Raw genomic sequence first — 25,270 nt, forward strand, 5'->3', positions numbered from 1 at the left:
TGCTGATAGCATTCAAGTAACTTATTAACAAACCGGCGCATGAGCGGCGCGTTGAGGGAACGCATCATGGGGCTGTTGGACCTACTGCGCGGACGTGCGCATCCACCCATGATTGGCCTGGACATCTCGTCGTCCAGTGTCAAGCTTGTGGAATTGAGTCAAAACTCGAATGGCGAATACGTTCTTGAACGTTTCGCCACAGAGCCATTCGAAAAAGGCTGGATTACCGACGGCCAGATCGAGAAATTCGACGAGGTTGCGGACGCTGTCCGCCGGGTGGTCACGCGCAGTGGCAGCCGAACCCGACAGGCGTCGCTGGCGATGCCTCAGAGCTCGGTCATCACCAAGAAGATCATGTTGCCGGCGGGCCTCCGCGAGGAGGAGCTCGAGTTGCAGGTCGAGGCCGAGGCCAACCAGTACATCCCGTTCTCCCTGGACGAGGTCTCGCTGGATTTCTGCGTCATCGGCCCGAGCCCGACCTCCGTCGGCGACGTCGAGGTACTGATCGCCGCATCCCGCAAGGATCGCGTGCAGGATCGCCAGGCGCTGGCGGAGGCTGCTGGTCTCAAGCCGGTCGTGCTGGACATCGAGTCCCATGCATCACGGATGGCAGTCGGCCGTCTGGTGGAAACGCTGCCCAATGAGGGCAAAGACGCGCTCGTTGCGCTGTTCGAGATCGGTGCGGACACCACCTCGCTGAAGGTGTTGCGCGACGATGAAATGCTCTACGACCGCGATCAGGCCTTTGGTGGCTCGCAGTTGACCCAATTGATCTCTCGACAGTACGGCTTCTCGTTCGAGGAGGCGGAGTTGAAGAAGCTCAGTGGCGAACTGCCCGACGACTATGAGACGCAAGTGCTGAATCCCTTCGTCGACTCGCTGTCGCAGGAGATCGGCCGTGCCCTCCAATACTTCTTCACCAGCACGCCGCATCACAAGGTCCACTACGTCATGCTTGCCGGCGGTACCGCGACGCTACCTGGCCTCAAGGAGCGGGTGACAGAACTGACCGGCTTTGCCTGCATGGTGGTCAATCCTTTCGAGAACATGGTGCTCGGGTCGGCAGTGCGCGAATCCAAGTTGCGCCGTGAAGCCCCGGCCTATCTGACAGCGTGCGGCCTCGCCATGCGGAGGTTCTTTCAGTGATTCTGATCAACCTGCTCCCGCACCGCGAGGAGAAGCGCAAGCGCCGCAAGGCCGCGTTCTTCGTCGGGCTGGGAATGTCCTTCGCCGTCGGCGTGTTGATCGCCGCCTTCATCTACCTGATGCTGCAGCAATTGACCGCAGCGCAAGCGGCGCGCAATGACTTCCTGAAGGCCGAGATCTCCAAGCTCGACATCCAGATCAAGGACATCGCGACGCTGCGCGCGGAGATTGAAGCACTGCGCGCCCGTCAGCGCGCGGTCGAAAACCTGCAAAGCGACCGCAATACACCGGTTCACCTACTCAACGAGCTGGCGAAGTTCACGCCTGAGGGCGTGTTCCTGCAATCGGTTCGTCAAGTCAACAAGGTTGTCGTGGTGGCCGGCGTGGCGGCGTCGAACGAGCGCGTTTCCGAGATGCTGCGCAATCTGAGCCGCGCCGAATGGGTCGAGAACCCCGATCTCGTCGAGATCAAGGCGGCACCGGTAAATCCCCGCGACCCGCGCCGTCTGTTCGACTTCTCGATCAAAGTTGGGATCAAGAGCGTGACACCCGAACCTGCGGCCGGCGCCGCCAGCGGCCCCGGCGCCAAGCCGGCAACGGACGCTCCGGCGAAGAAGGTGTGAGGACCCCATGGCAAGTTTAAAAAACCTGGACCTCAACGCCTGGTTCGCGGATTTCTCTGGTCAGTTCCAGAACCTGAACATGCAGGAGCCGGGCCAGTGGCCGCCGGCGCCGAAGTACGCTTCGTTCGTGGTGGTGGCACTGTTGACTGTGGGCTTGAGTTGGTTCGCCGTGCTGTCTGACGAGCAGTCGGTGCTCGATGCCGAGGTTCAGAAGGAACCGCAGTTGAAGGAAGACTTCAACAACAAGTTGACGCAGGCCGTGAACCTGCCTGAACTCCGTAAGCAGAAGAGCCAAGTCGAGGAATACGTGCTGCAGCTGGAAAAGCAGTTGCCTGGCAAGGCCGAGATGGATGCTTTGCTTTCGGACATCAACCAGGCGGGCTTGGGGCGCGGTCTCCAGTTCGAGTTGTTCCGTCCGGGCAACATCGTGATGCGTGACTATTACGCTGAACAGCCGATCTCAATCAAGGTGTCCGGTCGATATCACGACATCGGTGCCTTCACGGCAGACGTGTCGAACCTGTCGCGGATCGTGACGCTGCACGACCTCTCGATCGCGATCCCGGGCGTCTCTTCCAATTCGAGTGCACCGCCGCGCACGGACACCAATGCGGTGTTGTCGATGGAGGCCACGGCACGAACCTATCGCTATCTGGATCCGACCGAGGTTGAAGAGCAAAGGAAGGCCACGGCGGCCGCGGAGAAGAAGAAATGACGCGCTTCGTTCTTTCCGCCTCGGTGCCGTTCAGCAAGTCGCCTCTGAGTCGACTGCCGCTGCATGCGCTCGGACTGCTCGGCGTGGCCATGGCAGGTGTATTGATGTCGGGTTGTACCTCTGGCACCGACGAACTCCAGCAGTGGATGGAAGAGCAGCGACAGCAGACTCGACCAACCGTCAAGCCACTGACACCACCGAAGACCTTTCAACCGCAGCCATACGAGGCGCAGGCGGTTGTTGATCCGTTCAGCACGCAGAAGCTGACGGTGGCGTTGCGACGGGAGGCTGCACAGCCGAGTTCGCTGCTGGCTGCCGAAATGAAACGCCGTCGCGAACCGCTGGAGGCCTTCCCGCTGGATTCAATGGCGATGGTCGGGAGCGTCTCCAGGGACGGTCGACCCTACGCGTTGCTGCGGGTCGACAACCTGCTGTACCAGGCGCGGGTTGGTGACTATATGGGGCAGAACTTCGGCCGCATCACCAAGATCAGCGAAACTGAAATCACGTTGCGAGAAGTCGTCCAGGACGCTGCGGGCGAATGGATTGAACGCACCAGTACTCTCCAGCTTCAGGAGCAGGGACGATGAAGAACACTGTTGTGGAGAACGCTTCGATGAGCGTCCGTACGAGGGAACGAATGGGGCGCGTCAAGCGCTGGCAAGTCCTGGCTTGCGCGGTGGGGATGGCGGTGCTGATGCCCGTCCAGGCCTGGGCGCAGAACATGATCAAGTCGATCAGCGCCACTCAGCAGTCCGGCACGGACATCGTCCGTATCGAACTGGCTCAGCCGCTGACTGAAGTCCCGCGCGGCTTCGCCGTGCAAGTGCCGCCGCGCATCGCCTTGGACCTGCCTGGCGTGTCGAATGGTCTGGGCCGCAACGCGGTCGAGGTCAATTCCGGCAACATGCGTTCGGCGAATGTGGCGCAAGCAGGCGACCGCTCCCGTGTCGTGCTGAACCTGCGCCAGGCGAGCACATTCCGCGCGCAGCTGCAGGACAACTCGCTGTTGATCTTCTTGGATGGGGCAGCGGCTGCTCCGTCTGCGACGGCGGCCTCCGAGCCGGTTCACTTTGCCCCGAGCCAGAACGCTGCCGCTCAAGGATTGCAGGACATCGACTTCCGCCGCGGCAACGACGGTGCTGGTCGGGTCGTCGTGAGCTTGCCGAGCAGTCAAGTGGGGGTCGACATCCAGCAGCAGGGTCAGAACTTGGTCGTGGAATTCCTGCGCAGTACGCTGCCGGAACGACTGCGCCGCAAGCTGGACGTGACGGACTTCGGTACGCCGGTGCAGTCGGTGGTCGCGACCCAACAAGGCGACCGCGTGCGTCTGGTCGTCACGCCGAAAGGCGTCTGGGAGCACAGCGCGTACCAAAGCGACAATCAGTTCGTACTGGAAGTGCGCCCGCAGAAGGTCGACCCGAACAAGCTGACGCAGGGGCCAGGCTTTGCTGGTGACAAGCTGAGCTTGAACTTCCAGAACATCGATGTGCGTGCCCTGCTGCAGGTCATCGCCGATTTCACCAACTTCAACGTTGTGACCAGCGATACCGTCACCGGCAACGTGACCTTGCGACTGAAGGATGTGCCGTGGGATCAGGCACTGGACATCATCCTGCAGGCCAAGGGCCTGGGCCTGCGCAAGTCTGGCAACGTCCTGTGGATTGCGCCGAAGGAAGAGCTGGCCAACAAGGAGAAGGCTGAGCTCGAAGCGAAGCAGGCCGTCGCCCAACTGGAACCGCTGCGCACGCAGTCGTTCCAGATGAATTACACGAAGGCTGAAGAAGTCGCCAAGGGCTTGACCGGGCAGAACAGCCAGGGTGGTTCGGGCAGTGCGCAGACATCGCGCATTCTTTCGCCGCGTGGCAGCGTGATCTGGGAAACCCGCACGAACCAGCTGTTCGTCAGCGACATTCCTTCGAAGCTGGAGGAGATCCAGGCGTTGATTGCCAAGATCGACATCCCGGTGCGCCAGGTGCTGATCGAGGCCCGCATTGTTGAGGCTGATGACAAGTTCGGTCGTGCGTTGGGTGTCAAGCTTGGCGCGAGCGATCTGCGCGGTCGTCAGGGCGGCATTCCTGGTTACAGCGTCGGTGGCAGCAACTACGTCACTGTTGGGGGCAACTACTCGGCGGTCGGATCTGCTACCAATCAGCAGACGGCCTACAACTACGCGGATTCGCAGTTTGTGAACCTGCCTGCCAACGTCGCTGGCGACGCCTTTGGTGGCGCAACAGCTGCGAACTTCGCGCTCTCTCTCTTCAGCGCCACGGCGAACCGCTTCCTGAACCTTGAGATCTCCGCGCTGGAGGCGGATGGCCGCGGTAAGGTGGTATCCAGCCCACGTGTCGTCACCGCTGATCAGACCAAGGCATTGATCGAGCAGGGCGAGGAGATCCCGTATCAGCAGTCGACGTCCAGCGGCGCGACCTCGATCACCTTTAAGAAGGCAGTGCTGAAGCTGGAGGTCACGCCGCAGATCACGCCAGAGGGTAATGTGATCCTGACGGTCGACGTGAACAAGGACAGTCGTGGCACGCTGACACCGCAAGGGTACGCAATCAACAACAAGCATGTGCAGACGCTGGTGCTGGTGGAAAACGGCGGTACCGTCGTGATCGGTGGCATCTACACGCAGGAAGATTTGGAGAGCGAGAACAAGGTGCCATACCTCGGCGATATCCCGCTGCTGGGCAATCTGTTCAGGAACAAGTCGCGTAGTTCCGCCAAGACGGAACTGCTGATCTTCATCACGCCCAAGGTGGTGAGCGATCGAGTGACGGCGACGCGTTGAGGGCGTTGGCGGATCCGGGAATTCGGTGCAACAGGGAGTGGCCACGTGGTTGACACGTGGCGCGATGGAGTAGCAAACAAATGACGATATTCGCGAAGTTCGCGCGGTTGGTTCGAACCGCAACGCTGGGCGCCTTTGTCGCCGGCACGCTGGCTGCATGCGGCGGTGGCGGCGGTAATGCAGGGACGCCGGTGAATGGCGGCGGTAGTGGCGGTGGCGGAGCGACTCCGACCGCTGTTGCTGACCTGTCCGTCGTGCTGGATCGTTCGACGGTCAGCAATAGCGGCGCAGACACGGTCAAGGTCACTGTGACTGCCGTAGATGCGAACCGACAAGTGGTCGGGAATGTGCCGTTGGTCTTCGCTGTCGACAGCAATGCTGTGATCGCCCCCGGTGGTACCAAGACGGATGCCACCAGCGGGCAATTGGCCGCGACGGTCGCCATCGGCTCAGACAAAACCAATCGAACCGTCACGATTGCCGTAGCCACGGGTTCAATCACCAAGAAGGTGACATTCGACGTCGTCGACAGCGTGACTGGAGGCAAGGTCGCCGACCTGTCATTGGTGTTCGACACTGCGTCGATTCCGAACGACGGGAGCCAGACCGCCAAGTTGACTGTCACATCGTTGGATGCCAATCGCACTGCGGTTGGTGGTTCGCCGGTGGTGTTCTCGGTCCAGGATCCTGCGAATACCGCCTTTGTCTCCGCAGCGGGGACGACGGATGCGACCTCCGGCCAAGTGGTTGCTACGGTGGCGGTGGGTTCGAATCACACCAACCGTACGGTTACGGTGACCGCGACAAGTGGCACCGTGGTTCGTACAGTGGGTTTGAATATCGTGCCGCCGATCACGACGCAACCGACTGCAAATGACATGACGATGGTGCTGGACAAGATCAGCATCGGAAATACGGGCAGTGACAAGGTCACCGCCACGGTGACTGCGGTCGACTCGCAACGCAACGTCATTCCTGGAATTCCCATCGCGTTCACTGCTGACAATGGCTCGACCGTTGCAGTCGTGAACGGCACGACGAATGCTCAAGGGCAGGCTGTGGCCACGATCACCAGCGGCGCAGACAAGTCCAACCGCCTGATCACGGTGACCGCCAGGAGCGACGCCCTGACGCGCACGGCGACATTCCAGGTGACCGGCGTCAAGGTGACGGCGTCCGCGGTGCCGACGCAACCGGCGGCCGGCTCTGCTGGCAATCGGGTCGAGTTCCGTGTCAGTGATGTGAACCAGAACCCGATGACGTTCCAGGCCATTACTGTTTCGGCGCCGGGGCTGCCCACTGCAACCGGCACGACGGATGCCAATGGTGCCTACACCTATACATATACGGCACCGGCTGTCTCAGGCGCTATTGATATCACGGGCACCGCTGGCGGCGTGAGTACTGCTGTGACGGTCACGGTGCCGTCGAGTTCGTCGACTGTTCCTCCCGCCACGCCGGTGGTGGTGTCGGCTTCTGTTCAGGCTTCACCGACGGTGGTCAGCGTCAATACGGATTCGACCAATAATCGCGCCGAAGTTCGTGCAATCTTCCTCGCGGCATCCAACTCGCCGGTGAAGAACGTTCGTGTTCGTTTCGACCTTAACGGAGACGCAAATAGCATTGGTGGCACGATCAACTCGGGCCAACAACTGGTGTACTCCGATGCCAACGGCATCGCCACGACCAGTTATGCGCCGGGTAACCGCGCCAGCCCGACTGGTGGCGTGCAGATTCGCGCTTGCTGGGACTACAACGATTTTGCGGCCACAGCCTGCCCGAATTCGGTGGTGACGACGCTGACCGTCGTGTCTGACCCGTTGTCGATCACGATCGGTACGAACGAGTTGGTCGATGTTTCCAATCCGCTGACCTACATCAAGCGCTATGTCGTGCTCGTCGTTGATGCTGCCGGTCAACCCAAGGGCGACGTGCAGATCACGCCTTCGTTGGATCTGAACGGCTACTACAAGGGCTATTACGAGTTGCTCGGTGACCTGTGGGGACGTCGCTTCGATCTGGATACGTTGGGCAACAAGGTCGTTGGCGGTGCGCCTGTCTGCAGGAACGAGGACGACAACCGCAACGGTGCGATCGATGGCATCGAAGACCGCAATGGCAATGGCCAGTTGGATCCGCGCAAGTCCGATGCGTCGATCAGCATGACCGGGTCCACGCGCACCGATGCGAATGGTCAAGCCGTCCTTGTGCTGCAGTACCCGCGTAGCGTGGCCAGCTGGGTGAACTTCACGATCACGGCTTCGGCATTCGGCGTGCTGAGCCCGCCGGCGACCTACACCGGGGACCTTCCGTTCGCCGGGGACGTGCTGGGAGTTAAGACGAGTGCGCCCGCATTCCAAACCAGTCCGTACGGCGTCGTTCGCAAGGCGTCCGATGCGACGTACTGCACCAACAAGGACTGAGTACGAGGTCTGTTTGTCGCAGGTGATCTCTCTGGTCGGCATGCCCGGCGGTGGTAAATCCACCGTCGGCCGCTTGCTGGCCCGGCAGCTCGACATCCCCTTCGTCGATTCCGACGCCGAGATCGAAAAGGATCTCGGCGGTCAGTCGATCAAGGACTACTTCGCCCGTGAGGGCGAATCGTCGTTTAGAGACCTCGAATCTCAGACCATTGCCCGGCTGCTTGATGGCGCGAACGCGGGTCGTGAAGTGGTCCTGGCGACCGGCGGCGGCGCTGTGCTGCGCGAGATGAATCGCGATCAGCTCCGGGCGAATTCGACAGTCGTGTACCTTCGCTCCTCGCCTGAAGAACTCTTCCGACGCCTGAGGCACGACACGCAGCGCCCGCTGCTGCAGGTTCCCAATCCGCTGGCGAAGCTGCGCGAGCTCTATGGGCAGCGCGATCCGCTCTATCGGCGCTGTGCGCATTTCGTGCTCGAGTCGAGTCGCCCTTCTGTCCACGGCCTGGCGAACATGATCCTGATGCAGCTCGAACTGGCAGGCCTGATCGATCCGGCGCGTGTCGCGGCCACTGTGGGAGCGAGCGAGGGCCCGTACACTTCCGGGAATGACCGCTCCGGCTCCTGATCCCTCGTCCACCGTCGCCATTGAGCTCGGCGATCGGCGCTATGACATCCTCATCGGCTCCGGGCTCATCGACGCATCGTCGTCGTGGTCGGGCCTGCCGCGTTCGTCCACCGCTCTGATCGTCACCAACGACGTGGTCGCGCCGCTGTACCTTGAGCGGCTGAAACGCCAACTCGAGTCCCATTACGCGCGGATCGAGACGGTCGTGCTGCCCGACGGCGAGCAGCACAAGGACTGGGCGTCTCTCGACATGGTCATCGACCATCTGCTCGCCGTCGCGGCCGATCGCAAGACGGTGCTGTTTGCATTGGGCGGCGGCGTGATTGGCGACATCACCGGCTTCGCTGCGGCGATCTACATGCGCGGGGTACCGTTCGTCCAGGTGCCGACGACCTTGCTCGCACAGGTCGACTCTTCAGTTGGCGGCAAGACGGCCATCAATCATCCGCGCGGCAAGAACATGGTTGGCGCGTTCTACCAGCCGGCGCGCGTCATCGCCGACCTGGATACGCTCGACAGCTTGCCCGAGCGCGAACTCTCCGCGGGTCTTGCCGAGATCATCAAGTACGGACCGATCGCCGATGTGCCCTTCCTGGCGTGGATCGAAGACAACCTCGACGCGATCCTGGCGCGGGACAAGTCAGCACTGGCTTACGCGGTGAAGCGCAGCTGCGAGATCAAGGCCTGGGTCGTCGGCCAGGACGAGCGCGAAGCCGGCCTGCGCGCCATCCTGAACTTCGGCCATACCTTCGGCCATGCGATCGAGACCGGTCTGGGCTATGGCGCCTGGCTGCACGGCGAGGGCGTCGGCTGCGGCATGGTGCTCGCCGCCGAGTTGTCGGCGCGGCTCGGACTGATGCCGGCGTCCTTCGTCGACCGGATGGCGCGGCTGATCGAACGGGCGCGCCTGCCGGTCAAGGCGCCTGCGATGCCGATCGATCGATGGCTCGATCTGATGCGGGTCGACAAGAAGAATGAGGGTGGAGAGATCCGGTTCGTCGTCATCGAAGGCCTCGGCAAGGCCGGCATGCGGGGCGCGCCCGATGCGCTGGTGGCCGAGGTGATCGCCGTTCACACTGAGGCCGAATCCCGCTGAACGCCTGACCCGACCATGATGATGCTGCGCGCGCCCTTTGCCTCCGATCCCGCGCGCAGCCGCGGTCGACGGCATGCCGAAGTGTCGGCGCCGACGCGCAGCGAATTCCAGCGCGACCGCGATCGGATCGTCCACAGCACCGCCTTCCGTCGACTGGTCTACAAGACGCAGGTCTTCCTCAACCATGAGGGCGACCTGTTTCGCACGCGGCTGACGCATTCGCTGGAAGTCGCGCAACTGGGGCGTTCCATCGCACGTAGCCTGGCGCTGGACGAGGACCTCGTCGAAACCATCGCGCTGGCTCACGACCTGGGGCACACGCCCTTCGGCCACGCCGGACAGGATGTGTTGAACGACTGCATGAAGGTCCATGGCGGGTTCGAACACAACCTGCAATCGCTGCGGGTGGTCGACAAGCTCGAGCAGCGCTATCCGGCGTTCGACGGCCTCAATCTGAGTTTCGAGAGCCGCGAGGGCATCCTCAAGCATTGCAGTCGGCGCGATGCTCAGCGCATCGAGGAGCGCGAGCCTGGCGGCGTGGCGACGCGCTTCCTGCACGGCGGGCAGCCGAGCCTGGAAGCGCAGCTCTGCAATCTGGCAGACGAGGTTGCCTACAACGCCCATGACGTCGATGACGGCGTGAGGTCCGGACTGGTGACCCTGGAGCAGCTGGAACAGGTGCCGCTGGTGCACCGTTACCTGCGGGAGACGCTGGACGCGTATCCGGGATTGGCTGGAAAGCGGTTGCTGGCCGAGACCATCCGCCGGATGTTGTCGCAGCAGGTCTACGACATCATCGACACCACGCGCGCCGCTGTCGAGGCGGCTGAGCCCGCTGACGCCGAGGATGCGCGCACGAAGGGGCCGCTCGTGCGCTTCAGTGCCGAGATGCGTCAGGCGAGCACCGAACTGAAGCGTTTCCTCTTTGCCAACCTCTATCGGCATCCGGTTGTCCAGCAACAGCGGGATCGGGCAGAGCAGGTGTTACGAGAGCTGTTCCAGCTCTACCTCACCGATCCCGGGCGTTTGCCGCCGGACTTTGCGGATGGCGAGGATCACGCACGTGCTTGCGCGGACTACATCGCCGGCATGACCGACCGGTTCGCGCTCAAGGAGCATGAGCGGCTCACAGGAAAGAAGCTCATCGCATAATTGGGGACAGACTACTGTTTCCTGCCATGGCGCGACTTCCTCGGCTGGCGCTCGCCGGCCACCTGCATCACCTGATCCATCGCGGGCACAACCTGCAGCCCATCGTCCTCGACGACGACGATCGCCGGGCGCTGCTCGCCGCGCTTCAGGACAGTGCCGCCACCCACCGGGTCGCAATCCATGCGTACGTGGTGATGCCGAATCATCTCCACCTGTTGGCGACCCCAGCGGCCGACGAGGGTCTGAGCCGCATGATGCAAGCGCTGGGGCGTCGCTACGTGAGCGCCTTCAATCTCCGCCATGGCCGGGTCGGCACCCTGTGGGAGGGGCGCTTCCGCGCCGCACCGCTCGAGGCGGAGAGCCATCTGCTCACTGTCATGCGCAGCATCGAGTTGAATCCGCAGCGAGCGGGCCTCAGCGCCGAACCCGGGGATTTCGCCTGGTCCTCGGCGGCGCACCATCTCGGACGCCGGCGGGACCCCTGATCAGCGATCCGCCTGGATTCTGGGCGCTCGGCAACACGCCGTTCGAGCGCGAACTCGCCTGGCGTCGCTGGCTGGACGAGGGGGAGTCGGAAGCGGAACGCGAACGCCTCATCGATGCCGCGCTCAAGGGCTGGCCGTTGGGATCGGCACGTTTCCTGCAATTGCTTGGCGAGGCAAGTCCCCGGCCAATGAGCCCGCGCCCTCGGGGTCGACCTCGCAAGACCAAAGCGGCCATCGCGGATTGATCAAGTCTGTCCCCAATTAATCGATACCGATCGACAACGGTCGGAATAAATCGAGACTGACCCCATTTATTTGTGCTTGTGCCGTTGCGGTACGCGTCTTAACCTGCGCGGGTTTCGTTACCGAGAGTCCAGGAGGCCACCGATGTCGGCAGCTCAAGATCCGCGCACCGCGCAAGCATCGTCCCCCGTCGCCAACCCGGCCGTCACGTCGGCGAGCGGCCCGTCCACGAACGAGATCCGCGAGCTCGCCGCCCACGGCCTGTACAACGGCGCCAACGAAAAGGACGCATGCGGCCTCGGCTTCGTCGCCCACATCAAGGGGCAGAAGGCGCATCACATCGTCCAGCAGGGACTGAAGATCCTGGAGAACCTGGATCACCGCGGCGCGGTCGGGGCCGACAAGCTGATGGGCGACGGTGCAGGCATCCTGATCCAGATTCCGGACGAGTTCTATCGCGCGGAAATGGCCAAGCAGGGTGTCACGCTGCCCCCGCCCGGCGAGTACGGCGTCGGCATGATCTTCCTGCCCAAGGAACATGCGTCGCGCCTGGCCTGCGAGCAGGAACTGGCCCGCGCGATCAAGGCCGAAGGCCAGGTGCTGATCGGCTGGCGAGACGTGCCCGTCGACCGCGACATGCCGATGTCGCCGACAGTGCGCGAGAAGGAACCGATCATCCGGCAGATCTTCATCGGTCGCGGTCCGGACATCATCGTTCCCGACGCACTCGAGCGGAAGCTGTACGTGATCCGCAAGACGGCCTCCAGCGCGATCCAGGCGCTCAAGCTGACGCACAGCCGCGAGTACTACGTGCCGTCGATGAGCTGCCGCACCGTCATCTACAAGGGGCTGCTGCTCGCCGACCAGGTCGGCAAGTACTACAAGGACCTGGCCGATCCGCGGGTGGTCAGCGCGATCGCACTGGTGCACCAGCGTTTCTCGACCAACACGTTCCCGGAGTGGCCGCTGGCCCACCCGTACCGCATGGTCGCCCACAACGGCGAGATCAACACCGTCAAGGGCAACTTCAACTGGATGCGTGCCCGCGAAGGCGTCATGAAGTCCCCCGTGCTGGGTGACGACCTGAAGAAGCTGTATCCCATCAGCTTCGAGCACCAGTCCGACACGGCGACCTTCGACAACGCCATCGAGCTGCTGACGATGTCGGGCTACCCGCTCGCGCACGCCGCGATGATGATGATCCCCGAAGCCTGGGAGCAGCACGAATGGATGGATGAGCGCCGCCGCGCGTTCTATGAGTACCACGCCGCGATGATGGAGCCGTGGGACGGTCCGGCCGCGATGGTCTTCACCGACGGCCGCCAGGTCTGTGCGGCGCTGGACCGCAACGGTCTCCGTCCGGCCCGCTATTGGGTCACCGACGACGACCTCGTCGTGCTTGCCTCCGAGTCCGGCGTTCTGCCGATCCCGGAGTCGCGCGTCGTCAAGAAATGGCGTCTGCAACCGGGCAAGATGTTCCTGATCGACCTGGAACAGGGCCGCATCATCGACGACGAGGAACTGAAGACCCAGTACGCGAACGCCCGCCCGTATCGCCAGTGGATCGAGAACGTCCGCGTCAAGCTCGACGAGATCCCCGCACCGGAGGTCACTGCGCCGGTCTTCCCGGCCTCGCTGCTGGATCGTCAGCAGGCCTTCGGCTTCACGCAGGAGGACATCAAGTTCCTGCTCGCGCCGATGGCCGCCAACGGTGAGGAAGGCATCGGCTCGATGGGCAACGACAGCCCGCTGGCCGTGCTGTCCGACAAGAACAAGCCGCTCTACAACTACTTCAAGCAGCTGTTTGCGCAGGTCACCAACCCGCCGATCGATCCGATCCGCGAGGCGATCGTGATGTCGCTGAACAGCTTCATCGGGCCCAAGCCCAACCTGCTCGACATCAATGCGGTGAACCCGCCGATGCGGCTCGAGGTCACGCAGCCCATCCTCGACTTCGAGTCGATGGCCCGCCTGCGCGCCATCGAGCATCACACCAACGGCAAGTTCAAGCCTTATGAGCTCGACATCACCTACCCGCTCGACTGGGGACGGGAAGGGGTCGAAGCCCAGCTCGCATCGCTGTGCGCCGAGACGGTCGACGCGATCAAGGGCGGCCACAACATCTTGATCATCACGGACCGCCACCTGAGCGCGAACCGCGTGGCGATCCCCGCGCTGCTGGCGCTGTCGGCCGTCCACCATCACCTGGTGCGCGAAGGCCTGCGCACGACCGCGGGTCTGGTCGTCGAGACCGGCACCGCGCGGGAGGTTCACCACTTCGCCGTGCTGGCGGGCTTCGGCGCTGAAGCGGTCCATCCGTACCTGGCGCTGGAGACGCTGCAAGCGATGACGTCGGAGCTGCCGACCTCATTGTCGGCCGACAAGGCGATCTACAACTACATCAAGGCGGTGGGCAAGGGGCTGTCGAAGATCATGTCCAAGATGGGCATCTCGACCTACATGTCCTATTGCGGCGCACAGATCTTCGAGGCCATCGGCCTGAAGGCCGATCTCGTCGCCAAGTACTTCCGCGGCACGCCGACGCAGGTCGGCGGCATCGGCGTGTTCGAGGTCGCGGAAGAGGCCTTGCGCCTGCACCGCGCCGCTTTCGGCGACGATCCGGTGCTTGAGCACATGCTCGACGCCGGCGGCGAATACGCGTGGCGCGCCCGCGGCGAGGAGCACATGTGGAGCCCCGACGCGATCGCCAAGCTGCAGCACAGCACGCGCTCGGGCAAGTTCGATACGTACAAGGAATATGCCCAGCTGATCAACGATCAGAGCAAGCGCCACATGACGTTGCGCGGCCTGTTCGAGTTCAAGTTCGATCCGAGCCACGTGGTCCCGCTCGAGGAAGTGGAGTCGGCGGCCGAGATCGTCAAGCGCTTCGCCACCGGTGCGATGTCGCTGGGTTCGATCTCCACCGAAGCGCACGCGACGCTGGCCGTGGCGATGAACCGTATCGGCGGCAAGAGCAACACGGGCGAAGGGGAGAGGACCCGGCGCGCTATCGCAACGAGCTCAAGGGCATCAAGATCACGGCCGGCACGAAGATGTCGGACGTCGTCGGCAGCAAGGTGGTCGAGGTCGACTATGAGCTCAAGGACGGCGACTCGATGCGCTCGCGCATCAAGCAGGTCGCGTCGGGCCGCTTCGGCGTCACGACCGAGTACCTCGTCAGCGCCGACCAGATCCAGATCAAGATGGCACAGGGCGCCAAGCCTGGCGAGGGTGGCCAGCTGCCTGGCGGCAAGGTCACGGACTACATCGGCTTCCTGCGCCATTCGGTGCCGGGCGTGGGTCTGATCTCGCCGCCGCCGCACCATGACATCTACTCGATCGAGGATCTGGCGCAACTGATCCACGACCTGAAGAACGTCAATCCCCGCGCCGACGTCTCGGTGAAGCTCGTGTCCGAAGTCGGCGTCGGAACGATCGCGACCGGCGTGGCCAAGGCCAAGGCCGACCACATCGTGATCGCGGGACACGATGGCGGCACCGGCGCCTCGCCTTGGAGTTCGATCAAGCACTGCGGCACTCCGTGGGAACTGGGTCTGGCGGAGGCGCAGCAGACGCTGGTCCTGAACCGTCTGCGCGGTCGCGTGCGAGTGCAGGCCGATGGTCAGATGAAGACCGGACGTGACGTCGTCATCGGCGCGCTGCTGGGCGCGGACGAGTTCGGCTTCGCGACGGCCCCGCTGGTCGTCGAGGGCTGCATCATGATGCGCAAGTGCCACCTGAACACGTGCCCTGTGGGCGTGGCGACGCAAGACCCGGTACTGCGCAAGAAGTTCAGCGGCAAGCCCGAGCACGTGGTGAACTACTTCTTCTTCGTTGCGGAAGAAGCGCGTCAGATCATGGCGCAGCTGGGCATCCGCAAGTTCGACGATTTGATCGGCCGTGCCGACTTGCTCGACACGAAGAAGGGCATCAGCCACTGGAAGGCCAAGGGCCTGGACTTCACCCGCGTCTTCCACCGTCCGGAGCTGTTGGCCGAGGTGGCCCGTCTGCACAACGACCAGCAGGACCACGGTCTGGACCGCGCGCTGGACGTCAAGCTGATCGAGAAGTGCCTGCCTGCGTTCGAGAAGGGCGAGAAGGTGCGCTTCATGCAGGAAGTGACCAACGTGCGGCGCACCGTCGGCGCGATGCTGTCGGGCGAGCTGATCCGTCGCCGTCCTGAGGGACTCGATGACCAGACCATCTTCATCCAGATGGAAGGCACCGGCGGTCAGAGCTTCGGCGCATTCCTGGCACCGGGGATCACGTTCTACCTGATCGGTGATGCCAACGACTACACCGGCAAGGGGCTGTCTGGCGGTCGCATCGTCGTCCGTCCGTCGATCGACTTCCGCGGTGATGCGACCAAGAACATCATCGTCGGCAACACCGTGCTGTACGGCGCGACCAAGGGCGAGGCCTTCTTCCGCGGCGTCGCCGGCGAGCGCTTCGCGGTGCGACTGTCCGGCGCGACGGCGGTCGTCGAAGGCACGGGCGACCACGGTTGCGAGTACATGACCGGCGGTACCGCTGTCGTGCTGGGTCGGACCGGTCGCAACTTCGCCGCCGGCATGAGCGGCGGAGTCGCTTACGTCTTCGACGAGGACGGCCAGTTCGCCAAGCGCTGCAATACCAGCATGGTGTCGCTGGACAAGCTGCTCCCGGCGCATGAGCAGGAAGCCACGATGGACAAGGCGCTCTGGCACAAGCTCGGGGACGGCGAAGCCCGCACGGACGAGGCGCTCCTCAAGAAGTTGATCGAGGACCACCACCGCTGGACCGGCAGCCAACGCGCGCGGGACATCCTGGACCACTGGGCCGAATCGCGTGCCAAGTTCGTCAAGGTGTTCCCGAACGAGTACCGCCGCGCCTTGGGCGAGATGGGCGCCGCCAAGGAAACCGCCGCGACCATCGCCCAAGCCAAGGCGCCCGCCGCCAAGGCCAAGGCCTGACCGTCACCGCATCGAAGATTCAGAAATTCAGGAGCGAGCCGCCATGGGAAAAGTCACCGGCTTCATGGAGTACGAACGTCTGGAAGAGGGCTACGAGCCCGTCGAGGCGCGTCTCAAGAACTACAAGGAATTCGTCATCGGCCTCAACGTCGAGCAGGCGAAACAGCAAGGCGCGCGCTGCATGGACTGCGGTACGCCGTTCTGCAACAGCGGATGCCCGGTCAACAACATCATTCCCGACTTCAACGACCTGGTGTACCGGGGCGGAGACACGGACTGGAAGAGCGCCATCGCGGTGCTGCACTCGACCAACAACTTCCCCGAGTTCACGGGTCGGATCTGCCCTGCGCCGTGTGAGGCTGCCTGCACGCTCAACGTCAATGACGATGCGGTCGGCATCAAGTCGATCGAGCACGCGATCATCGATCGCGCCTGGTCTGAAGGCTGGGTGCCTCCGCGACCGGCGAAGGTGAAGACCGGCAAGACCGTGGCCATCGTCGGCTCCGGCCCGGCAGGTCTGGCGGCTGCGCAGCAACTGGCGCGAGTGGGACACAGCGTCACGGTGTTCGAGAAGAACGACCGCGTCGGCGGCCTGCTGCGGTACGGCATCCCTGACTTCAAGATGGAGAAGAGCCACATCGACCGGCGCGTCCAGCAGATGGAAGCCGAAGGTGTGGTCTTCCGGACCGGTGTGATGGTGGCGCACTTGCCCGAAGGCTCGAAGGTCACGAACTGGGCCAAGGATGTGGTCACGGCCGACGAACTGACACAGCAGTTCGACGCGGTGCTGCTGGCTGGTGGCGCCGAGCAATCACGCGATCTGCCAGTGCCGGGACGCGACTTGGCCGGGGTGCACTTCGCGATGGAGTTCCTGCCGCAGCAGAACAAGGTCAACGCTGGGGACAAGCTCAAGGGGCAGTTGCGTGCCGACGGCAAGCATGTTGTTGTGATCGGCGGCGGCGATACCGGCAGCGATTGCGTCGGCACCAGCAACCGCCACGGCGCCAAGAGCGTGACGCAGTTCGAGCTGATGCCTCAGCCCCCGAGGTCGAGGACCGGCCGATGACCTGGCCTTACTGGCCGATCAAGCTGCGGACGTCGTCCAGCCATGAGGAGGATGCGAACGCGAGTTCGCGATCGCGACCAAGGAATTCCTCGGTGAGAAGGGCAAGGTCACCGGCGTGAAGACGGTGCGTGTGGAATGGGTCAACGGCAAGGTCGTCGAGGTACCCGGCAGTGAGCAGATTCTCAAGGCAGATCTGGTGTTGCTGGCGATGGGATTCGTGAGCCCGGTCTCCGCGATCGTCGAAGCATTCGGCGTGTCCAAGGATGCGCGCGGCAACGCCAAGGCCACCACCGAGTTCAACGGTGGGTACAAGACCAATGCGGCGAAGGTCTTCGCCGCAGGTGACATGCGTCGGGGTCAATCCCTGGTGGTGTGGGCCATCCGTGAGGGCCGCCAAGCCGCGCGCTCGATCGACGAGTTCCTGATGGGGGATAGCGCACTGCCGCGCTGATCTCCCTAGCGGCGGATCTTCCGCCGAGTCAGTCAGAGAGCCTGCCGGTGGGAACCAGCAGGCTTTTCTTTTGTCCCTTGAGGATTCTCTCCAGCATGTGCCCGAGGCGTACCGGCGGTGCTACGCCGTGGGGAACGGCGGGTGGAAGGTGGTGCCGAAAAAAGCCCGGCGGCTGCCGGGCTTCGTAGAGGTGTAACGCGTTCAGAGCGTGCCGCCCGAGGCGTTTCGCAAGGGTACTTCGCGCCAGTTCAGCAGCTTAGGTCCGACGCCCCTTCCGCGGAGTACGTCCGGCGTGCAGAGATTGCCCACGCAGTTAGTCGGGCAGCCTTCGCCTGTGCAGGTATGGTCAACGCTGATGATCAGCTTGGGCTCGCCATCGGTGACCACGAACACCACATCTGTGACCGAAGAACCCGGATCGAAGTAGGTGGCGTTGTTGGCGAAGCGACTCTGTCCAGTGCCAAGGTCGATGGCATAGACGATGCTGTTGCCTGTAGGCGAGCACGGGTCTGCGCTGCTGGGCAGCGTTGCCGCAAAGACTGCCGTACCGTCAAAGTACGTCGGATCGTTGATGATCCGGTAGCCAGTCGCGACGTTCATGTACCAGCCCATCTCCACGTCGTAGTCGATGACCACTGGGCGCGTCAGGTCCGTCAATTGATGCAATTTGGTCGATGTGATGGGGAAGCTCACACCGGCAGGCAGGTCCGTGCTGGCGTTGAAGTTGCCTGACCGGCCGTCCGACACCGCATACATCCGTTGTACTTGCGAATTCGTGATGTCGCCAGCATCAAGCAACTTGCCGGAGCCGAACACCAGGAAGCGACGATTGCTCGCCAGTTGTACGACCGGCAGGACGCGCGTGGTGATTGGCTGGATTGCACCGCCCGCGTCCGTGGCGCGTGCTACCTTGACCGGCGCCGGGAAGCTCGGCGCGCTGCGCAGGTCGAAGCGCCACACGCTACCGCGCAGATCGCCACCATAGATCGATTCGGCCAGCGCCGACTGGAGGTCCGGGTAGAACGCCGTCACCTGAGTCATCCCCGAGGGGCTCGCGGCCGTGCCGTCATCCTGGTTGGGAGCGGTGCCGACCGGGGTGTCGATGCGAGCCAGCAGCGCGCCCGTGCGGGGGTTGAGAATGTACAGGTGGTTCTTACCGCTCGCGTTGTTGAGGCCAGCCGGGACGATCACGACCCAACCGTACTGCGGCATGCGCGTCACCAGCGGTTGACCGAAGGTGAAGCCCATGTCGGAGTCAGTGAACTCCCAGAGAACCTTTGTCGCGGCGGCGGCTTCCGAATTGACGCTGCCGAGGTCGGTCAGGTCCAGTGCATAGATGCTACGGCCGCCCTTGCCCATGCCACCCACGACGATCGAGCGCCAGTCGGTGCCGGAGCCTCCCACGGTTCGACCGAAGTCGACGTCCATGGTCACAGGCTGCGCATCCACCATGTAGTAATGCGTGAAGTTCGGGTTTCCTATCGACTGCAAGCCATTCACCGCTGGCGTGTTATCCGGGCCACTGAAGACCGGACTCGGCACGTAGGCGAACAGTTCTTTGCCTGCAGTACTTCCTGTCAAGCTCCCGTCGATCACATGGACGACGCCCTGGTTCGTGGCAGCCACGACGTAATTGGGGCGACCGGCCTTGGCGACCTTGTAGGCGCTGTAGCCAGGATTCGACACTTCGGAGAGGCCCAGCGACGGGGGGCCGACGACGACCAGCTTGGAGTTGACGATGTCCCCAACCAGCGAAGTGCGCGTGCGATAGGCCTTCGTGCTGCCGCTGACCACGGAATTCTGTTCCTGGCTTCGATCGCCCCGCAAATAGTTCAGGTACAGCTGCGCATCGCTCGTGTTCACATAGCTAGTGTCCAGTGACGCCGACTGCGAGGAGCTGATGCTGGCCAGGCGGAAAGGAACCACCGCACGACTGGACGAATTGACCGTGACCATGAAGCGGCTGGAATCCCATCCCGTACCGGCGGCTTGTGCCGCAAGCTTGTCAGAGAAGCGCCAAACGTCTGACGACGAGGTCCGTGCAGTCACAGGGTCGTAGGACAGGGAGCTGGCCTGCACTTCGCCAGACCAGCTAGCGGCGTCGTATTGCGCTGCATAGTTGGCTGTGCCCGCTGCAGTGATTTGCGGCTGTGCTGTCGTTAGCGCCGTCGAAAAAGCCTTCATACGGGAAGCGATGCTGGCGAATGCGGCCGACAAACCACTCACCATCAGGTCGGGCCGTGCCGCCGTGTAGTAGGTGTCGGGGCGGAGCTGACCACCCACTGTGTCGCTTGACGGGCCCGTGTGCCACCAAGATTGAGTCAGGTCTGTCGTCCGACCTACCGGATTGAAGTCGGAGGGCAGGTTTGCTCCGCCGTACTTAGTCGCCAGATAGTATTGATTGTTGTTCTTGTATGTCGATTGCTCCAGCACGTCCAGCCAGTAGGTCTGGACAGTCTGCATGCCGGTTGTCTTGAGCGGGTCGCCAGTCGGGCGGATGTCATTGGTGTTGGCCCAGTAAGCCATGCCAGCCATCAGCGCGCCGTTGTTGGTGCAGCAACCGTTGTAAGGAGACGTCGATGCCAGATTGCTGATGTTGCTCATCGTGCCGACCATGTTGGTATAGGTCGTTGCGTTGAGGGCTGTATCAGAGGCGACGAGATTCGGCTTGGCAGGTTCCGATGAACCCGTCGAGCCAGGCAGGTTGCGGTCCGCGTGTGTGTTGACGTCGCCAATGCCGAGAATGAAGTTTTTCTGGCAGGAATAAAGAATCGGATCATCCCAGTTGGTAATCACCGGGAAACCATCAGACCAAGTGGCTTTGGTACTGGTGCTTGCCGATCCAGCATTGGTGTATTCAGGCACATTGCCGATGTTGCGGAAATATCGCAGGACTGTGTAGTACAACTCTCCGACGGGGTCGTATGTCTTGTAGGTTCTTGAGGCGGCACCAAACTTGTTGAGATAGTTCATGACGCCGCTGTTTGACACCGTGACGCCAAACGCCTTCGCGTCGGCACCGTTGTTGCGCAGTGCATCAGGGTTTGGCTTCATGATGCCGGTGTCCGGCGCCCATTCCTTGAAGTCATTGTCAATTGGATCACCGCCCGGGACTGGCTGCGATGGACCGACGAATTTTTGGTTTGCACGTAGCACGCCACCATCGCGGTTCAGATCGCTGTCGTTCAAGTAGCCGAAGGCACTGAACCGAATCTGATTCGAGTACTGCTGGATCAGTCCCTCCGGCTTGTAGCTGCCATTGGGGTAAAGCTTGCAATTGCTTTCGCGGAAATCGATGTTGATGGTGGTGTCACAGACGCGCGCGCGCGCGCTCACGACGTAGGACACGTTGTCCGCCCACGGCGATCCAGCCGGGTTGAACGAAGTCGGATTGCCCGAGTTGTTGTCGCCCTGGCGCGTGAAACGCAACTGCACGCCCATGCCCTGGATGCGAAGACGCAAGCCGGCCCAATTCAACGGTGTGGCGCCAGCGATCACGGTTGCGTTGGTCAGGGAACGATCCGGGAAGTTGCCCGTGCCGCCCTGACCGCTGGCGTAGGCCTTCTCGATCACCGTCGCATACGTCTCGTCGACGACGCGGTACCCGCCAGTCAACGCCCAACGGAACGGATCGATGGTCTGCATCGTCGCCCAGTTCAGGAAGTTGCCGCTCCATTTGTTGGTGCAGACATGCGAATTGTTAGGGGCAGTGGCGGTCGGTGCAAAGTGATCGACGTTGATATTCCCGGCGCCTGCAACTGCCAAGCGATAGTCGTAGCACTTGTTGGGGTCGAAGAATCCGACGTAGGTCGACACCGGGTTGTAAGTCGAGTCCAGATGGGCATTGCTGACAGCAGTCGGAAACTCGACCGAGAGCGCCAGAGCCAAATTGCCTGGAACGGCCACGGAAGCGAACACCGGCTTGTCGGCCAAGGGCGTCGCAGCTTGCACGGGTGCGTACGCAACGATCAGCACCGCGAACGCGGCACTGCCGAAGCATTTGTTGAGGGAAGGCATGGACATCGGGAGCCTCAATCAGTTGACTGAATAGGTCGTCTGGTAGAACGAATAGGCGTTGTGTGGCCCCCTCACGCGCACGGTGATGCGGAAGGTGGCCTGGGGCAGGATCTTCGGACCTGGAATGCTGTAACCCGCGTTGTCGGATCGACCCAATACCGAGCAGTTCGCAGTCGTGAACGCACCGGGCGCGACGCACATCCGGTCGATCATGTAGTGCAGCTCAATGCCATCCTCCGGCAGCTTGATGGCCAAAGCTGCATTGCCGATCCCGCCAAACGCGTCCGCGTCAGTCATGTTCAGCATGGCGAGCGGAATGCCAGTGGTGTCGGAGGGCAGCATCGTGGCGCTGTAGTTGAACGCCGGGTTGCTCGCCAGGCGCGAGGCAGTGCTTGACAGGCCTCCGGAGGTCATCAAGGTTGTCGCCGCGCGGATCGCACGCTCGGACTGATTGGCCATGTCGCGCTTGAAGCCGATATTTCCGGTGTTGAGCAAGGAGACGTTCATCGAACGCATGGTTGCCGCGGCGCCGATCAGCAGCACGGCCAGCGTGACGAGCGCGATCACCATGATGACGCCTCGCTGGGATCGAATGCCGCGTTGCGGGGGAACGGGAGGGGACGCATCGAAGTCATCCTTGTTGGCGGGCGCCTGTTTCAGGTAGGCGGGACGCGGAACGGGGAGCCGAAGATCGCATTGCGCAACGGCACCGTGAACTCGACCAGCTTGTAGTTACGCTTCTCTTCGCCGGCCGGCAGATTCACCGTGACTTGCGCGGCAGCGGGCAGGGTCTGGAAAAGTGCGAACGACGTCGGCGAAACCTGCCCGTCTTCGATGCGATCGCCGCGAAGCAGCAGGGCAATGCGCAACGCAACGATCTGGCGTGCCGGGGAGGTCTGACCGGTCGCCGAGTTCATCAAGGCGTTGGTGAAGTTGCCGGTATTGGGCGCCACCCAGCTGTTGACCACACCATTCGATGCGGTGCTGACGCCATAACGAATGCGCATGTCGACAACGCCGTCTGACAGGGGAACGGGGGTACCGGCTGCTCCCGGCATGTTGTTGAGGCGCAGGAGGTCGTAGCTGACGAGTTGGCGCTGCGCATTGATGCCGATCAGTTGGAAGCGGGGGTGTTGCCGGCCTGATTCCCGAGATTCGACAAGGTGGAGCCGTTGACACCGAAGGTCGTCAAGTTCGGCGGGATCGCAGCGTTGAAATAGCTGCCCCCGAACGTCAGTTGCTGGCCAGATCCTCCGACGAAACCTGGCGCTGCTTGCACGATCATGCATTGGCGGGGTGAAGGATCCGTCATCAGGAGCAGATCGCCACCGCGGATGCCCAGGGTGTTGTTCAACTGAGCGGACACTGCCGTCACACTGCCCGCAAGCACGTCTTGCGGTGCTTCGCTCAAACCGGCTGCGGCAGTCAGCACCTGGATCACGTCGGAGCCACCGTTTCCAATGCCGGGATAGACGATCAGCGGAATGGCGCTGACCGCCTGCGGCACTGCTCCGAAGGGCGCTGGGAAGGCGGCGGGGCTAGGCAGGATGGCGGTGCCGCCGATGGACGCATTGATGGTGCAGCCCAGCGCGACGTCGTTCTGCATGAATCCCGAGCCAGCACTGCGTAGTTGGCGATCAAGGTCGTAGGCGACATAGCCGAGCGACATTGCCAGGTCGGCGGTCGTCGTGTTGCGGCGCTTGGAAGTCTCGTAGCGCGTCATGATGATGCCGAGCGCTGCAATCAGCACCAGACCGATCGTCATGGAGATCAGCAGTTCCACGAGCGTGAAACCACGCGCTCGGCCTGAGCTCTGGGGCAGGGCCCGGTTGAAGGACATTGGCATGGTCAGTTCAGGCGCACATCGGTGGTGTACTGGCGTGCGGCTCCGCTGGGCGTCCGCCAGGTGATCGTGACCGTGGCCACATTGTTGGCATCGACTGCGACGGTGCCCGCCGCGTTGGGCAACCCGGACCTCGCGCCATCAGCCACACGAGCCTGCCAATCCGCGAGCGTCGGGGGTTGGGCACGTTGCTGGTCCACATGTCGTTGACGATGTCCGAGGCCAGGACCGCAGCCCTCAGGTTGTCTTCGGTCGAGGATGAGGCCTGGGATGCCCGGGCCATCAACGTCACCAGACCGACGATCCCGATGGTCATCACCAGCATGGCCACCATCAGTTCGATCAGTGTCATGCCACGGGCCCCGGCGCGGCGGGTGGATTGAGGTCGGAACATGGGTTTCATGACGTCACGAGGTCCAGGATGCATTGGCCACGGGGCAGCCATCCGGAAGGGTGCTGGATTCGACACGTTCCCGGTCGCACAGACGGACCCCGCCGCCCAGCGTGACCCAGACGGACAGCCGTTTCAGGTTGGCGACGTTGGTGGACGTGTCCACCCAGTACACGATCTGTCCAGAGGCAGGCACATTGCACGCTGCGGCGCCGGGGACAGGATTGTTCAGCGCGACGGGGCGGCCATTGGGGCCGAAACAAAGTGCCGTAGGCCCGCTGATGGTCAGATTGGAGGTCTCGCTGCTGATGGAACCGCATTGCGCGGGCGGGGTGACTGCGCCGTTCGCTTCGGTGATGACCATGTTGGGAATCACCTTGACGATCCAGTACTCGCCACCGGCGCTGGCGCGCTCATTGCCTGTGCAGCTGGTGTCGTTGGTGCGGAAGAGGACCACGGGCTGATAGCTCTTCACGGCCTCTGTCTGGGCCAGACGGATGGTCGTGCTCAGGCTGCTGCCAGCGGTCCGGGTTTGGGCGTTGGCTGCCAATCCGCGGATCGCGGGTACTGCCAAGGCCGTGGATAGCCCGATGATCGAGATGACGATGAGCAGCTCGATCAGGGTGAAGCCCCGTTCAGCGGTCCGGATCTGGCTCAGCATGGGTCACCCTTGCGCAGCAGCCATTTGGTCGTGCAGGTGTTCCATCCGGTGGGCGCAGCCTCTGTCGCCCGAACGTCGGCCTGAGTGACCGAGAACCGGAAACCGGTGAGATTGGCCTCGCTGCTGGTGGCCGTCACCTTGTAGCCTAAAGCGGTGGGGGCCTCTGTGCACTGGATGCGGAACTTCCCGGGCGTCTGCGCCGTGAGGCAAGGTGGAGAAGCTCCGCCGCTCGCTGCATAGGTACGGAAATTCTGATAGTAGGCTTCCATGTCGGTACGGGCCTGCGTCAGGCCGGAGGCTGCGTCGGTCAACGATCCTCGTATCACGTAGTCCCGGTAGGTGGGCATCGCAATCGCCGCGAGCACGCCGATGATCGCCACGACGATCATCAGTTCGATCAGCGTGAAGCCCCGGGCGGCCTGGCTGCCACCGTGAGCGGAAGAGATCTTGAGGTTCCCGAACATGAAGCACTCCTTGTTTGCGAAATTATCGACAGCGGCCTCTAGAAGGCGAGCCCGCTCGTCGTGCCTCGGATTCCGCCCGTCTCGCGACGATCTCCGAATGTGACGTCTGTCACGCCCGGGTCG

Annotated in this window: 17 protein-coding genes and 2 pseudogenes; 12 read left to right on the forward strand and 7 right to left on the reverse strand. The window is 62.8% G+C overall.

The window, feature by feature from the left end:
* The first annotated feature begins 66 nt into the window (after positions 1–66).
* The 12 genes and pseudogenes from ACQ86G_RS10725 (at position 67) to ACQ86G_RS10780 (ending at position 17,771) form a co-directional block, all read left to right on the forward strand.
* On the forward strand, positions 67–1,146 hold the full coding sequence (locus tag ACQ86G_RS10725) for a pilus assembly protein PilM (protein WP_297528858.1): 1,080 nt from the start codon (positions 67–69) through the stop codon (positions 1,144–1,146).
* Entirely contained in the window at positions 1,143–1,769 is a 627-nt protein-coding gene (locus ACQ86G_RS10730; RefSeq protein WP_431260549.1) for a PilN domain-containing protein, read from the forward strand. Before ACQ86G_RS10725 ends, ACQ86G_RS10730 begins: the two co-directional genes overlap by 4 nt.
* Positions 1,770–1,776: 7 nt before the next feature.
* A complete protein-coding gene (locus ACQ86G_RS10735; RefSeq protein ID WP_431260550.1) occupies positions 1,777–2,484 on the forward strand; it encodes a type 4a pilus biogenesis protein PilO in 708 nt (235 codons plus the stop codon).
* 89 nt (positions 2,485–2,573) lie between these two features.
* Positions 2,574–3,074 carry a pilus assembly protein PilP gene (locus tag ACQ86G_RS10740; RefSeq protein WP_431261372.1) on the forward strand — a complete coding sequence of 167 codons (501 nt, stop codon included), beginning with the start codon at positions 2,574–2,576 and terminating at the stop codon, positions 3,072–3,074.
* On the forward strand, positions 3,071–5,278 hold the full coding sequence (gene pilQ, locus ACQ86G_RS10745; RefSeq protein WP_431260551.1) for a type IV pilus secretin PilQ: 2,208 nt from the start codon (positions 3,071–3,073) through the stop codon (positions 5,276–5,278). Before ACQ86G_RS10740 ends, pilQ begins: the two co-directional genes overlap by 4 nt.
* A gap of 80 nt (positions 5,279–5,358) precedes the next feature.
* Positions 5,359–7,701 carry an Ig-like domain-containing protein gene (locus ACQ86G_RS10750; RefSeq protein WP_431260552.1) on the forward strand — a complete coding sequence of 781 codons (2,343 nt, stop codon included), beginning with the start codon at positions 5,359–5,361 and terminating at the stop codon, positions 7,699–7,701.
* A gap of 40 nt (positions 7,702–7,741) precedes the next feature.
* Entirely contained in the window at positions 7,742–8,326 is a 585-nt protein-coding gene (locus ACQ86G_RS10755; protein WP_431261373.1) for a shikimate kinase, read from the forward strand.
* A complete protein-coding gene (aroB, locus tag ACQ86G_RS10760) occupies positions 8,307–9,422 on the forward strand; it encodes a 3-dehydroquinate synthase (RefSeq protein ID WP_431261374.1) in 1,116 nt (371 codons plus the stop codon). Before ACQ86G_RS10755 ends, aroB begins: the two co-directional genes overlap by 20 nt.
* Positions 9,423–9,443: 21 nt before the next feature.
* Complete coding sequence (locus ACQ86G_RS10765) at positions 9,444–10,574, forward strand: deoxyguanosinetriphosphate triphosphohydrolase (protein ID WP_431261375.1); 1,131 nt, start codon at positions 9,444–9,446, stop codon at positions 10,572–10,574.
* 26 nt (positions 10,575–10,600) lie between these two features.
* Positions 10,601–11,059, forward strand: coding sequence for a transposase (locus ACQ86G_RS10770; RefSeq protein ID WP_431260553.1), 459 nt, complete (start codon positions 10,601–10,603; stop codon positions 11,057–11,059).
* A gap of 480 nt (positions 11,060–11,539) precedes the next feature.
* Positions 11,540–16,254, forward strand: a pseudogene (locus tag ACQ86G_RS10775) (glutamate synthase-related protein).
* Between the two features lie 43 nt (positions 16,255–16,297).
* Positions 16,298–17,771, forward strand: a pseudogene (locus ACQ86G_RS10780) (glutamate synthase subunit beta).
* 201 nt (positions 17,772–17,972) lie between these two features.
* Here the strand turns inward: ACQ86G_RS10780 and ACQ86G_RS10785 are convergent.
* The 7 genes from ACQ86G_RS10785 to ACQ86G_RS10815 form a co-directional block, all read right to left on the reverse strand.
* Positions 17,973–21,794 carry a pilus assembly protein gene (locus tag ACQ86G_RS10785; RefSeq protein WP_431260554.1) on the reverse strand — a complete coding sequence of 1,274 codons (3,822 nt, stop codon included), beginning with the start codon at positions 21,792–21,794 and terminating at the stop codon, positions 17,973–17,975.
* A gap of 12 nt (positions 21,795–21,806) precedes the next feature.
* Positions 21,807–22,358 carry a hypothetical protein gene (locus tag ACQ86G_RS10790; RefSeq protein WP_431260555.1) on the reverse strand — a complete coding sequence of 184 codons (552 nt, stop codon included), beginning with the start codon at positions 22,356–22,358 and terminating at the stop codon, positions 21,807–21,809.
* An 86-nt stretch (positions 22,359–22,444) separates the two neighbouring features.
* Positions 22,445–22,846 carry a PilW family protein gene (locus ACQ86G_RS10795; protein ID WP_431260556.1) on the reverse strand — a complete coding sequence of 134 codons (402 nt, stop codon included), beginning with the start codon at positions 22,844–22,846 and terminating at the stop codon, positions 22,445–22,447.
* Positions 22,847–22,902: 56 nt separating this feature from the next.
* On the reverse strand, positions 22,903–23,634 hold the full coding sequence (locus ACQ86G_RS10800; RefSeq protein WP_431260557.1) for a PilW family protein: 732 nt from the start codon (positions 23,632–23,634) through the stop codon (positions 22,903–22,905).
* 7 nt (positions 23,635–23,641) lie between these two features.
* The gene (locus tag ACQ86G_RS10805; protein ID WP_431260558.1) at positions 23,642–24,076 is read right to left on the reverse strand and encodes a type IV pilus modification PilV family protein; all 435 of its coding nucleotides are present in this window, start codon (positions 24,074–24,076) and stop codon (positions 23,642–23,644) included.
* Positions 24,039–24,683 carry a pilus assembly FimT family protein gene (locus ACQ86G_RS10810; RefSeq protein ID WP_431260559.1) on the reverse strand — a complete coding sequence of 215 codons (645 nt, stop codon included), beginning with the start codon at positions 24,681–24,683 and terminating at the stop codon, positions 24,039–24,041. Before ACQ86G_RS10810 ends, ACQ86G_RS10805 begins: the two co-directional genes overlap by 38 nt.
* Entirely contained in the window at positions 24,677–25,147 is a 471-nt protein-coding gene (locus tag ACQ86G_RS10815) for a type IV pilin protein (protein WP_431260560.1), read from the reverse strand. The genes ACQ86G_RS10810 and ACQ86G_RS10815 overlap by 7 nt, the downstream gene beginning before the upstream one ends.
* Between the last annotated feature and the right edge of the window lie 123 nt (positions 25,148–25,270).

Origin of the sequence: Roseateles chitinivorans (genome assembly GCF_050632145.1) — a bacterium.
In the GTDB taxonomy this organism is placed as follows: domain Bacteria; phylum Pseudomonadota; class Gammaproteobacteria; order Burkholderiales; family Burkholderiaceae_C; genus Roseateles; species Roseateles chitinivorans_B.

Coding starts and splice junctions, on each gene's coding strand:
- ACQ86G_RS10725 (WP_297528858.1), top strand. CDS start 67: ATGGGGCTGTTGGACCTACTGCGCGGACGTGCGCATCCACCCATGATT.
- ACQ86G_RS10735 (WP_431260550.1), top strand. CDS start 1,777: ATGGCAAGTTTAAAAAACCTGGACCTCAACGCCTGGTTCGCGGATTTC.
- ACQ86G_RS10740 (WP_431261372.1), top strand. CDS start 2,574: ATGGCAGGTGTATTGATGTCGGGTTGTACCTCTGGCACCGACGAACTC.
- pilQ (WP_431260551.1), top strand. CDS start 3,071: ATGAAGAACACTGTTGTGGAGAACGCTTCGATGAGCGTCCGTACGAGG.
- ACQ86G_RS10750 (WP_431260552.1), top strand. CDS start 5,359: ATGACGATATTCGCGAAGTTCGCGCGGTTGGTTCGAACCGCAACGCTG.
- ACQ86G_RS10755 (WP_431261373.1), top strand. CDS start 7,742: ATGCCCGGCGGTGGTAAATCCACCGTCGGCCGCTTGCTGGCCCGGCAG.
- aroB (WP_431261374.1), top strand. CDS start 8,307: ATGACCGCTCCGGCTCCTGATCCCTCGTCCACCGTCGCCATTGAGCTC.
- ACQ86G_RS10765 (WP_431261375.1), top strand. CDS start 9,444: ATGCTGCGCGCGCCCTTTGCCTCCGATCCCGCGCGCAGCCGCGGTCGA.
- ACQ86G_RS10770 (WP_431260553.1), top strand. CDS start 10,601: ATGGCGCGACTTCCTCGGCTGGCGCTCGCCGGCCACCTGCATCACCTG.
- ACQ86G_RS10785 (WP_431260554.1), bottom strand. CDS start 21,794: ATGTCCATGCCTTCCCTCAACAAATGCTTCGGCAGTGCCGCGTTCGCG.
- ACQ86G_RS10790 (WP_431260555.1), bottom strand. CDS start 22,358: ATGGTGATCGCGCTCGTCACGCTGGCCGTGCTGCTGATCGGCGCCGCG.
- ACQ86G_RS10795 (WP_431260556.1), bottom strand. CDS start 22,846: ATGCCGGGAGCAGCCGGTACCCCCGTTCCCCTGTCAGACGGCGTTGTC.
- ACQ86G_RS10800 (WP_431260557.1), bottom strand. CDS start 23,634: ATGCCAATGTCCTTCAACCGGGCCCTGCCCCAGAGCTCAGGCCGAGCG.
- ACQ86G_RS10805 (WP_431260558.1), bottom strand. CDS start 24,076: ATGGCTGCCCCGTGGCCAATGCATCCTGGACCTCGTGACGTCATGAAA.
- ACQ86G_RS10810 (WP_431260559.1), bottom strand. CDS start 24,683: ATGCTGAGCCAGATCCGGACCGCTGAACGGGGCTTCACCCTGATCGAG.
- ACQ86G_RS10815 (WP_431260560.1), bottom strand. CDS start 25,147: ATGTTCGGGAACCTCAAGATCTCTTCCGCTCACGGTGGCAGCCAGGCC.